Consider the following 11,900-nt stretch of genomic DNA (forward strand, 5'->3'; position numbering starts at 1 on the left):
TAGTTAAAATTTGGCATGTTAGGGAGGTTACCTTTTGATAGACGTTAATAAATTTGAAAGTATGCAAATTGGTTTGGCTTCTCCCGATAAGATCCGTAGCTGGTCTTATGGTGAAGTTAAGAAACCCGAAACAATCAACTACCGTACTTTGAAACCAGAAAAAGATGGTCTGTTCGATGAAAGAATCTTCGGACCAACTAAAGACTGGGAATGTGCCTGTGGTAAGTACAAACGTATCCGCTATAAGGGTATTGTTTGTGATCGCTGTGGGGTTGAAGTTACTCGTTCAAAAGTTCGCCGTGAAAGAATGGCTCACATTGAATTAGCAGCTCCTGTTACACATATCTGGTACTTCAAGGGTATCCCATCACGTATGGGACTAGTTTTGGACATGAGCCCAAGAAACCTTGAAGAAGTTATTTACTTTGCATCATACGTAGTTATCGATCCAGGCGATACAGACCTAGAGAAGAAACAACTACTTACAGAATCTGAATACCGTAAGAAGCGCGAAGAATTTGGTAACAAGTTTGTTGCCAAGATGGGTGCCGAAGGTATCAGAGAACTTCTTAGCCAAGTTGATATGGACGAAGAAGTTAAGAGTTTACGTGAAGTTTTGAAGACCGCTCAAGGTCAAAAACGTACACGTGCAATTAGACGATTAGATATTTTGAGTGCCTTCCAAAAGTCTGGTAACAAGCCAGAATGGATGGTAATGGATGCTATTCCAGTTATTCCTCCAGATTTACGTCCAATGGTTCAACTAGAAGGTGGCCGTTTCGCTACTTCCGACTTGAACGATTTGTACCGTCGTGTAATTAACAGAAACAACCGTTTGAAGAGATTGTTGGACTTAAATGCTCCTAACATCATCGTTCAAAACGAAAAGAGAATGCTTCAAGAAGCTGTCGATGCCTTGATCGATAACGGTCGTCGTGGACGTCCTGTTACAGGTCCTGGTAACAGACCATTGAAGTCACTTTCACACATGCTTAAAGGTAAGCAAGGACGTTTCCGTCAAAACTTACTTGGTAAACGTGTTGACTACTCTGGACGTTCAGTTATTGATGTTGGACCAACACTTAAGTTCTACCAATGTGGACTTCCTCGTGAAATGGCATTGGAATTGTTCAAACCATTCGTAATGCATGAATTAGTTAAAAGAGAGATTGCTTCAAACGTTAAAAACGCCAGAAGAAAGATCGATCGTCAAGATGATGACATTTGGGATGTACTAGAAGACGTAATCAAAGAACGTCCAGTTCTACTTAACCGTGCCCCTACACTTCACAGACTTGGTATCCAAGCCTTCGAACCTGTATTGGTTGATGGTAAGTCAATTCGTCTTCACCCATTAGCTTGTGAAGCTTACAATGCCGATTTTGATGGTGACCAAATGGCTGTCCACGTGCCACTATCAGACGAAGCTCAAGCTGAAGCACGTATGTTAATGCTCGCTGCTCACCATATCCTTGCTCCTAAAGATGGTAAACCTATCGTTACACCTTCACAGGACGTTGTATTGGGTAACTACTACCTTACAATCGAAACAAGACATATGGATGGCGAAGGTAAGATCTTCAAAGACATCAACGAAGTAAAAATGGCCTTGTTAAATGGTGATGTTCATTACCATACAAGAATTGGTATTTCTGTTTCATCAATGCCAAACAAACCATTTAGAGAAGACCAACGTGATAAAGTTATGATCACAAGTGTTGGTAAAGTTATCTTTAACGAAATCTTGCCAGGAGACTTCCCATACTTAAATGAACCTACTGATGACAACCTTATCAATGGTGTTCCTGACAAGTACTTCCTTGAAAAGGGAGCAAATATCGAAGATCGTCTAGATGAGATGGAATTGATCGACCCACTTAAGAGTGGTTACTTAAGTGATATCATTGCTCAAATCTTCAAGATCTATCGTGTTCAAAGAACTTCAGAACTACTAGATGACATGAAGGAATTAGGTTACACGATCTGTACATATTCTGGACTAACAGTTGGTGTTACAGACGTTCCTAACTTAACTGAAAAACCTGAAATCATCGACAAAGCCCACAAACAAGTTGCATCTATTTCTAAGCAATTCCGTCGTGGACTTATCACTGACGAAGAACGACATGATCGTGTTATTAGTGTTTGGAACGATACTAAAGATGAGATCCAACAATTGTTGATCGACTCATTTGATCCGACAAACCCTATCTCAATGATGTCTGACTCCGGTGCCCGTGGTAACATCTCAAACTTTACTCAGCTAGCAGGTATGCGTGGACTTATGGCTGCCCCTAATGGTGGTATGATGGAAATCCCTGTTATTTCTAACTTCCGTGAAGGACTATCAGTTATGGAAATGTTCATGTCGACCCACGGTGCTCGTAAAGGTATGACCGATACAGCCTTGAAGACAGCTAACTCAGGTTACTTAACTCGTCGTCTAGTTGATGTTGCTCAAGATGTTATCGTACGTGAAGAAGACTGTGGAACAGATCGTGGACTTGAAGTAAGTGCTATTACTGAAGGTACTGACATGATCGAACCATTGTTTGACCGTCTAGTTGGTCGTTATACTCAAAAGACAGTTAAAGACCCTGAAACAGGTGACGTAATTGTTCCTCGTGGTGTAATGATGGACGAAGACATGGCTCAAAAAGTCGTAGATGCTGGTGTTAAGACAGTTACAATCCGTTCAGCATTTACATGTAATACAAAACACGGTGTATGTAAGAAGTGTTATGGTCGTAACCTTGCTACAGGTGAAGAAGTTGAAATTGGTGAAGCAGTTGGTACTGTTGCTGCTCAATCAATCGGTGAACCTGGTACACAATTGACTATGAGAAACTTCCATACCGGTGGTGTTGCTGGTGGCGACGATATCACACAAGGTCTTCCTCGTGTTCAAGAAATCGTTGAAGCTAGAAACCCTAAAGGTCTTGCAATCATTTCAGAAGTTGACGGTACAATTACTGCCATCGATGAAAACCCTGCAGAACATACAAAAGAGATCACTGTTGAAGGTAACATTGACTCAAGAACTTACAGTGTTCCTTATACATCAAGTGTTGCCGTTGCCGAAGGTGACGTCATCCAACGTGGTGCTAAGTTAACAACTGGTTCAATTGATCCTAAGGAATTAATCAAGATCACAAGTGTTCAAACAACAGAAAACTACTTACTTGCTGAAGTTCAAAAAGTTTACCGTATGCAAGGTGTTGATATTTCTGATAAGCATTTCGAGGTTATGATCAGACAAATGCTTCGTAAGATCCGTGTTCTTGATCCAGGTGATACAGACGTATTACCAGGTGAATTGATGGACATTTCTCAATTTACAGATCACAACCGTGAGACATTGATCAACGGTGGCATTCCTGCAACAGGACGTCCAGTCTTACTTGGTATTACAAAAGCCTCACTTGAAACAAACAGTTTCTTGTCAGCTGCTTCCTTCCAGGAAACAACAAGAGTTCTTACAGACGCATCTATTCGTGGTAAGAACGATCCACTTCTTGGACTTAAAGAAAATGTTATTATTGGTAAACTTATCCCTGCTGGTACAGGTATGGCTAAGTACAACCATATGGAACCAAAGAAGACAGGCCCAATGGCTGCAAACTCTTTAAACGGTGCCTACACAATTTCTGACATCGAAAAGCAAATGAAGGCTGAAGATGCTAAGAAACAAGAAGAAAGTAATAAATAGTTTTTAAATTAAAAGGTCTAACATTCGTTTTTTGAATGTTAGATCTTTTTTTTGGTAGTAGATTGGGTGGTGGTTCATTGCCGGTTCTGTGGAGGGTTCCGGGAATTGCGCCGTGGAACGCTGCGGACCCACTTTGAGCTATCCAAGGAAAACCGCCTTGGACATCTCAAAGCTGGGTCTTTTCGTAAGCACGGCCCATGCCGTGCAAACGAAAATTTCGCGGCTGACGGCGAATTCCCTCCACTCTTTTGGTGGGGGTACGGTACTTAGATTTATAGTAGTATGTTTGTTTGGTTGGGGAGATTGTGCCTGATTTTTCTTGAGTCTTAAGAGCTTTGCTGCTCGAATTATCTTGTTGATTTTTATTGGTGTTCTTGATGCTTTTAATGAATCATGATTTTACTTTTAGTAGTAACTTGATTATGCTTGATTTTTTCAGCCTTTCTTTCTTGAGAAACTTTGGGAGTGCTATACTGTTGAATAATGAGTGTCATATTTGTGTATGATGCCACGTTCCATTTGGCGGTTTTTTCGCCGTCTGATTTATTTTGGAGGAGGAGACATATGTTAGAGAATCAAACATTAAAGTATCAAGATACTACCTTTGATCTGGATACTTATTTTCTTGATAAGATCAGTGATTTTAAGAAAGAAGTTAAGCATCCTATTGCCATCATTATGCCTGGTGGCGGTTTTAACTTCCACACTGATAGAGAGTCGCAACCTATTGCCTTAAATTTTGCTCAAGCAGGTATTCACGCTGTTGTTTTACACTATCAATTATTAAAAGATGGAAAGTCAGTTTTCCCATTAGCTTTACAAGAGCTCGCTACTACGTTGAATTGGCTCAGTGATCAAGCTGAAGCTAAACAGATCGACTTAGATAAGATCTTATTAGTCGGTTTTTCAGCTGGTGGTAGTATTGTTACTAACTTCAATTCATTAATGACTAACGAAGCTACAAGAAAAGATATTTTCCCAGAAGAACTCAAAACCATGCCTTGTGCTAATATTATTGGCTATTCTGTTACTGATATGACGCTCGGTTGGCCTAAGACTTTGGACGCAGCAGCACAAATGAGTCCAGATCATAAGTTCTGGAAGTCTCAAGACACAGTGACAAAATCGTCTAAGCCAACTTTCATTTGGCAAACTGTGACAGATCAAACGGTCCCAGTTACTAATTCATTGGTTTATGCAACTAAGTTACAAGAAGTCGGCATTCCTTACGAGTTACACTTGTTCTCAAGCGGTCCTCACGGAACAGCCTTAGCTACATATCAAGTCCAAGAACCAGGCGATGATCATTACTTGAATCATCAAGTGTCCAAGTGGTGGCCATTGTGCTTAAACTGGCTCGACCAAATTGGTGTTTTACCAATCGTTTAGTTAATCAATAAAGATCAAATAGACTATCCCTGTCGCTACCGACAAATAAGGGATGAATCTATATGATCTTTTTTTTTGGAAAAAATGGACTACTAAACACAGACAACATGCAAAAAATAAAATGTACACGGCATTAACGTATCCCAGTAAGACGGTCAAAATTGCCAAGACTTCGACATCAGCGATCCCAACCGACTTAGTTGTTATTTGAAAAACGTACATTAAAAAATAGACAAATAGTCCTTCCAATAAGTACAGCTGTGAAAAATGTAATAGGGCAGGGATGATCAATGGTAGGTAATAGTAGGAATAAATATATCCGAACTGAAAGTCTGATAACGCCAGTAGAGTTAGGCTAAAAAATATTGTTAAAAACCAAATTAAACTGTGGCTGAAAATTGCGGCGGATAATAGCATCAAGCCACCGATCAATTCACTCATGGGATACCAGATTTTTATCGGGAAGTTACATTTGCTACATTTACCAAATGCCCCTAAATATCCGACGATAGGGATGGTATAATAAAACGGGATTTGGTTGTGGCAGTTGTCGCAGTTAGATCTTTTGTGAGACCAGACTTGTTGATGAGTAAAATCGCTGACGAAGACGGTCGCAAACGAAACGATGCAAGCACCAATAAAGAAGATCAATACGTAATAAAATAATTGCATTTTAATCACCTCAAAATAGATTACGCAACTTTTTTCAAATTCTTTTTGAATCTAGTCATTTCCGCCGTTGACACTAGGTGAGGTAGATGTTATTCTAATAGACGTGCTTTTATTGGCAGCAAATAAGTATTGTTTATAAATATAAGCTCAAACTGTACGCCACTCTAGTGGTTTATTATTTTTTCAAAATTGTGAACCACCTGGATGTGTGTACTTAAATTTTTAGGAGGAACTCTGAATGCCTACAATTAATCAATTAGTACGTAAAGGCCGTAAGTCACAAAGCTCAAAGTCAGATGCACCTGCTTTGAACTATGGCTACAATAGTATGAAGAAAATTGCTACAAAGAACCCAGCACCTCAAAAACGTGGTGTTGCAACTCGTGTCGGTACAATGACACCTAAGAAGCCTAACTCTGCTCTACGTAAGTATGCCCGTGTTAGACTATCAAACCTTATCGAAGTAACAGCATATATTCCTGGTATCGGACACAACTTGCAAGAGCATAGTGTTGTTCTTGTTCGTGGTGGACGTGTAAAGGATCTACCTGGTGTTCGTTATCACGTTGTTCGTGGTGCTCTTGATACAGCCGGTGTTGATGGACGTATGCAAAGCCGTTCTAAATACGGTGCTAAGAAACCTAAGAAATAATTAGATAAGAATATTAACGGAGGAATTTAATATGCCAAGAAAAGGTAGCGCTCCAAAACGTGACGTTTTGCCGGACCCAATGTATAACTCAAAATTAGTAACACGCTTGATCAATCATTTGATGTATGACGGTAAAAGAGGTACAGCCTCATCAATTCTTTACCGCGCATTTGATATTATTAAAGATAAGACTGGTAACGAACCATTGGATGTCTTCGAAGAAGCCATGAACAATGTTATGCCAGTTCTTGAAGTTAAGGCTCGCCGTATCGGTGGTTCTAACTACCAAATTCCTATTGAAGTACGTCCAGATCGTCGTACAACATTAGGTTTACGCTGGATCGTAAGTTACGCTCGTCTACGTGGTGAACACACAATGGACGCAAGACTTGCAAACGAAATTATGGACGCAGCAAACAATACTGGTGCTGCTGTTAAGAAACGTGAAGACACACATAAGATGGCTGATGCCAACCGTGCCTTTGCTCACTATCGTTGGTAGAATTCAGTAAATCTGAGAGGAGATAAGATTTTTAATGGCTAATAAACGTGAATTTCCATTAGAAGAAACTCGTAACATCGGTATCATGGCCCATATTGATGCTGGTAAGACAACAACTACAGAACGTATTCTTTACTATACTGGTAAAATCCATAAGATTGGTGAAACACATGATGGTGCTTCACAAATGGACTGGATGGCCCAAGAACAAGAACGTGGTATTACTATTACATCTGCTGCTACAACAGCTGAATGGAAAGGTAACCGTATCAACATCATCGATACCCCAGGACACGTTGACTTCACAATCGAAGTTGAACGTTCACTCCGTGTTCTTGATGGTGCTATTACAGTTCTTGATGCTCAATCTGGTGTTGAACCTCAAACTGAAAACGTTTGGCGTCAAGCTTCAACATACGGTGTTCCTCGTATCGTCTTCGTTAACAAGATGGATAAGATCGGTGCTAACTTCGACTACTCAGTTGAAACATTGCACGAACGTCTAGATGCAAATGCACATGCTATCCAAATGCCTATCGGTGCCGAAGACAAGTTCGAAGGCGTTATTGACCTTCTTGAAATGAAAGCTGACCTTTATGACGAAGATGAGCTAGGTACAAAGTGGGATACAGTTGATGTTCCTGACGAGTATAAAGAAGAAGCAGAAGCAAAACGTGCTGAATTGATCGAAGCCGTTGCTGATGTTGATGATGGCATCATGGAAAAATACCTTGATGGTGCTGAAATCTCAAACGATGAGATCCGTAAAGCAATCCGTGAAGCAACAATCAACTTGAAGTTCTTCCCAGTTCTTGCAGGTTCTGCCTTCAAGAATAAGGGTGTTCAAATGTTGATGGATGCCGTTGTTGATTATCTACCATCTCCACTTGAAGTACGTCCTTATAAGGCTACTGATCCTAAAGATGATAGTGAAGTTGAATTGAAAGCTGACGATAGCCAACCATTTGCTGGTTTAGCATTTAAGATCGCTACTGACCCATTCGTTGGTCGTCTAACATACATCCGTGTATATAGAGGATCACTAGAATCAGGTTCATACGTTCTTAACGCTACTAAAGACAAGCGTGAACGTGTTGGTCGTTTGCTACAAATGCACTCTAACCACCGTAAGGAAATCCCTGAAGTGTTCTCTGGTGATATTGCTGCTGTTATCGGTTTGAAGAATACTACAACAGGTGACTCACTTACAGATCCTTCAGATCCATTGATCCTTGAATCATTGGATATTCCAGATCCAGTTATCCAAGTTTCTATCGAACCTGATTCAAAGGAAGATAGAGATAAGATGGATGTTGCTATCCAAAAACTTTCTGAAGAAGATCCAACTTTCCAAGCTGAAACAAATCCTGAAACTGGTGAAACATTGATTGCCGGAATGGGTGAATTGCACTTGGATATCATGGTTGACCGTATGAAGCGTGAATTCAAGGTTGCATGTAAAGTTGGTGAACCTCAAGTTGCTTATCGTGAAACATTCACGACACCAACTAAGGCTCAAGGTAAGTTCGTTCGTCAATCTGGTGGTAAAGGTCAATATGGTGACGTATGGATCGAATTTACACCAAATGAAGAAGGAAAAGGCTTCGAATTCGAAGATGCCATCGTCGGTGGTGTTGTTCCTCGTGAATACATTCCTTCAGTAGAACAAGGATTGAAAGAATCAATGGAAAACGGTGTTCTTGCTGGATACCCATTGATCGATGTTAAGGCTAAGTTGTATGATGGTTCATACCACGAAGTCGATTCATCTGAAGCAGCCTTCAAAATTGCTGCATCAATCGCTCTACGTAACGCAGCTAAGTCTGCTGGTGCTGTTATTCTTGAACCTATCATGAAGGTTGAAATTGTAACTCCAGAAGATTACTTAGGTGATGTTATGGGACAAGTTACAGCTCGTCGTGGACGTATTGAAGGTATGGAAGAACGTGGAAACGCTCAACTTATCAACTCATTCGTTCCACTTTCAGAAATGTTTGGTTATGCCACAACACTTCGTTCAGCTACACAAGGCCGTGGTACTTTCACAATGACATTTGATCATTACGAAAAAGTTCCTAAGTCAATCCAAGCTGAAATTATTAAGAAAAACGGCGGTAACGCTGAATAAATTTAAAAAAAGAGATCGTCCTTTTTGTAGGATGATCTCTTTTTTTTGTGTTTAACTTTTGTTGTGGTGGTATTTTGGGTGGTGGTTCACTGCCGGTTCTGTGGAGGGTTCCGGGAATTGCGCCGTGGAACGCTGCGGGCCAACTTTGAGCTATCCAAGGAAGACCGCCTTGGACATCTCAAAGCTTGACCTTTTCGTAAGCACGGCCCATGCCGTGCAAACGAAAATTTCGCGGCTGACGGCGAATTAAGGTGTTACAAACTTCTTCGTGTTGGTGGGGGTACGGTACTTATTTTTTCTTTCTTAGACTGTTTTGGTTGGATATTCGTATTTATTATTGTTTCAGCCTTACGATTTTTTTCTTCGATTTCTATCTTGTTGATCTTTTCTTGTTTAAAAATCTGTTGGATCATTAATGCTTGTATTAGTAAAAATGTAAATTCCTCTTCGTCTGCTCGTCTTGATGCTTTGCCAATATCAGTACTGCAATGATGACGAAGACTGTTGATTCGATTACTGTGCCAAATATATCGGCTGTGGTGACTTTTCCCGTCATTAGTTGCGTGTCAGTCGTATAGAAGACTAGTATGTCTAATAAACTGTGGAAGAATACTACTAAATAAAAATTGTTAGTGTAAATGTAGATTGCTGCGAAGTAAAATCCTAATGCGAAGGCGAAGATTATTTGGATGGTTGTATTACCTAGGTCTTGACCGGCTAATGCGTTGCTGCCGTGGAGTGCAGCGAACAATAAGCTGCTGATTATTGCTGCATAATAAGTTCTGTTTCTTCTATTATAAAGGTAATTCAAAAGTAACGTTAAAATAGCATATCTGAATATAAATTCTTCGGCGATCCCGGCTTCTAATCCTCCTAAGGTACTCGACCAAGTTATTTTAAGATGACTGAAGTTAAAAGCTATTAAACTGTCTCCGTTAGAAAAAGCATTCCACATGGCAAACCAAACAGTAAAGATGATTATTGCAATGATGATCCACCAATTGCTGGAAGGTAACTTTTTCACGCGAGGGAGATGTTGCTGCCATTGGATCATCATGACTAACAACATCACTACAATGATAATTGCTGCGGAAAACATTGTGTCGGACAAAAGGCGAATTAACTTGTTGCTATTGATGATCGTAGAACCTGTGATCTGATCCAATGAAGTTGATGCTGGGAAAAGAAAACTATAAATAATAATAGCAATGCGGGCGATAATGTTTTTTAGAGGAGCAATTACTACGTAGGTGTAGGGAATATACATTATTGAGGCATACAGTAAAACGATGGCCAACAATGCCGGATTTTGCCAGTCAATAGATTCCTGGGTCAAAATGATCAATTGATTGACGGCTAGGGGGATCAGGAACGGCTGGACTAATAACTGCAGTAATCGATTTACTTTGTCGAATTTAGATCCATCGGGTTTATCGTGGATCAGCAGTCCAAGAAAGTTAACTACTATTATAAGCTCAAATGCTGTGAAGCTTTTAAATATGGCGAAAAACAAAATGATGGTGGAATTTAAAACCAATTGCGTGTAAAATAACCGATGTTGGACTGAATTTGTTTTGAGCATAACATTTCTCCCATAATGATTTATTTCTATTATGCCATAGTGTTAATGCAAGTCAGTTTTTCTCAATTGAAACTAAAAAAATCCTTGATAATGCCGGTCCAATCGTGTATTATAAGAAAAGTGCTTATTTCATAGGAGAAGTATGCGCCTATTGGTATTTAAAAATATCGACGGCATAGAAGTGAGAGGTTGCGACACGCCCGGCCGCTTTGCCACGGCAGAGCTGTTGGATATTTTCACGGAGCCGGTCATCTTGAAAGAGACAAAAAGGAGGTAACCCCATGGCAAGTCAAAAAATTCGCATTCGCTTGAAAGCTTACGAACATCGTATCCTAGATCAATCAGCTGACAAGATTGTGGAAACAGCAAAGAGAACTGGTGCTGAAATTTCAGGACCAATTCCTTTACCAACAGAACGTTCACTTTATACAGTGTTAGCTTCACCACACAAGCATAAAGATTCTAGAGAACAATTCGAAATGCGTACACATAAAAGACTTATTGACATCGTTAATCCATCACCTAAGACAGTTGATTCATTAATGAAGTTAGATCTACCATCAGGCGTAGATATCGAAATCAAATTATAATAAATAAAAATAAATTATTGGAGGTGCAAACATGGCCAGAAAAGGAATTCTTGGTAAGAAAATTGGAATGACTCAAATTTTCACTGAAAACGGCGAATTAGTTCCTGTTACAGTTGTTGAAGCAACACCTAATGTTGTTACACAAGTGAAAACAGCAGAAACAGATGGTTATGAAGCTATTCAACTTGGCTTTGAAGACCGTCGCGAAGTTCTAACTAATAAACCTGCCAAAGGTCATGCAGAAAAGGCAAACACAACTCCTAAACATTACACTCGCGAATTCCGCGATGTGGAAATGGGAGATTACGAATTAGGTGGAGAAGTTACAGTAGATACATTTAATTCAGGTGATATTGTCGACGTTACAGGTACAACAAAGGGACACGGAATGCAAGGTAACATCAAGAGATTCGGACAAGCTAGAGGTCCTGAAACTCACGGTTCTAGATACCACCGTGTTGCTGGTTCAATGGGTGCCATCATCAACCGTGTATTCAAAGGTAAGATGCTACCAGGACGTATGGGTAACAACCGCGTGACAACACAAAACCTAGAAGTTGTTAAGATCGATGCAGACAAGAATGCAATCATGATCAAGGGTAATGTCCCTGGTGCAAACAACTCACTAGTTAAAATCCAAACAGCTGTTAAAGCTAATACAAAATAGGAAGGAGGA

At 40.1% G+C, this 11,900-nt stretch carries 9 protein-coding genes; 7 read left to right on the forward strand and 2 right to left on the reverse strand.

What is annotated here, in order from left to right; translation table 11 throughout:
- The first annotated feature begins 34 nt into the window (after positions 1-34).
- Positions 35-3,709 (forward strand): DNA-directed RNA polymerase subunit beta', encoded by a 3,675-nt coding sequence (rpoC, locus tag EKM69_RS00360; protein ID WP_125706973.1) that lies wholly within the window; start codon positions 35-37, stop codon positions 3,707-3,709.
- Positions 3,710-4,273: 564 nt separating this feature from the next.
- Positions 4,274-5,098 carry an alpha/beta hydrolase gene (locus EKM69_RS00365; protein WP_125706975.1) on the forward strand — a complete coding sequence of 275 codons (825 nt, stop codon included), beginning with the start codon at positions 4,274-4,276 and terminating at the stop codon, positions 5,096-5,098.
- Here the strand turns inward: EKM69_RS00365 and EKM69_RS00370 are convergent, their stop codons facing one another.
- Positions 5,099-5,770, reverse strand: coding sequence for a prepilin peptidase (locus tag EKM69_RS00370; RefSeq protein WP_125706977.1), 672 nt, complete (start codon positions 5,768-5,770; stop codon positions 5,099-5,101).
- Positions 5,771-6,008: 238 nt separating this feature from the next.
- On the opposite strand from EKM69_RS00370, the gene rpsL reads away from it, so the two are divergent.
- Genes rpsL through fusA form a run of 3 tightly spaced genes read left to right on the forward strand, consistent with a single transcriptional unit; the run spans position 6,009 to position 9,052 of the window.
- On the forward strand, positions 6,009-6,422 hold the full coding sequence (gene rpsL / locus EKM69_RS00375; RefSeq protein ID WP_125706979.1) for a 30S ribosomal protein S12: 414 nt from the start codon (positions 6,009-6,011) through the stop codon (positions 6,420-6,422).
- Between the two features lie 31 nt (positions 6,423-6,453).
- On the forward strand, positions 6,454-6,924 hold the full coding sequence (gene rpsG / locus EKM69_RS00380; RefSeq protein WP_125706981.1) for a 30S ribosomal protein S7: 471 nt from the start codon (positions 6,454-6,456) through the stop codon (positions 6,922-6,924).
- 34 nt (positions 6,925-6,958) lie between these two features.
- On the forward strand, positions 6,959-9,052 hold the full coding sequence (gene fusA, locus EKM69_RS00385) for an elongation factor G (RefSeq protein WP_125706983.1): 2,094 nt from the start codon (positions 6,959-6,961) through the stop codon (positions 9,050-9,052).
- Positions 9,053-9,476: 424 nt separating this feature from the next.
- Here fusA and EKM69_RS00390 read toward each other — a convergent pair whose 3' ends face one another.
- The gene (locus EKM69_RS00390; protein ID WP_125706985.1) at positions 9,477-10,634 is read right to left on the reverse strand and encodes a CPBP family intramembrane glutamic endopeptidase; all 1,158 of its coding nucleotides are present in this window, start codon (positions 10,632-10,634) and stop codon (positions 9,477-9,479) included.
- 281 nt (positions 10,635-10,915) lie between these two features.
- Between EKM69_RS00390 and rpsJ the strand changes: the two genes are divergently transcribed.
- Both rpsJ and rplC read left to right on the forward strand, forming a co-directional pair.
- Positions 10,916-11,224, forward strand: a complete 309-nt coding sequence (gene rpsJ, locus EKM69_RS00395) for a 30S ribosomal protein S10 (protein WP_125706987.1) — start codon at positions 10,916-10,918, stop codon at positions 11,222-11,224.
- Between the two features lie 31 nt (positions 11,225-11,255).
- Entirely contained in the window at positions 11,256-11,891 is a 636-nt protein-coding gene (gene rplC, locus EKM69_RS00400; protein WP_125706989.1) for a 50S ribosomal protein L3, read from the forward strand.
- Positions 11,892-11,900 lie beyond the last annotated feature (9 nt).

The organism is Companilactobacillus zhongbaensis, from assembly GCF_003946515.1.
Taxonomy (GTDB): Bacteria; Bacillota; Bacilli; order Lactobacillales; family Lactobacillaceae; genus Companilactobacillus; species Companilactobacillus zhongbaensis.

Bases quoted from the DNA above. Each gene is read 5' to 3' on its own strand.
- EKM69_RS00365 (WP_125706975.1), top strand. From the start codon at position 4,274: ATGTTAGAGAATCAAACATTAAAGTATCAAGATACTACCTTTGATCTG.
- EKM69_RS00370 (WP_125706977.1), bottom strand. From the start codon at position 5,770: ATGCAATTATTTTATTACGTATTGATCTTCTTTATTGGTGCTTGCATC.
- rpsL (WP_125706979.1), top strand. From the start codon at position 6,009: ATGCCTACAATTAATCAATTAGTACGTAAAGGCCGTAAGTCACAAAGC.
- rpsG (WP_125706981.1), top strand. From the start codon at position 6,454: ATGCCAAGAAAAGGTAGCGCTCCAAAACGTGACGTTTTGCCGGACCCA.
- fusA (WP_125706983.1), top strand. From the start codon at position 6,959: ATGGCTAATAAACGTGAATTTCCATTAGAAGAAACTCGTAACATCGGT.
- EKM69_RS00390 (WP_125706985.1), bottom strand. From the start codon at position 10,634: ATGCTCAAAACAAATTCAGTCCAACATCGGTTATTTTACACGCAATTG.
- rpsJ (WP_125706987.1), top strand. From the start codon at position 10,916: ATGGCAAGTCAAAAAATTCGCATTCGCTTGAAAGCTTACGAACATCGT.
- rplC (WP_125706989.1), top strand. From the start codon at position 11,256: ATGGCCAGAAAAGGAATTCTTGGTAAGAAAATTGGAATGACTCAAATT.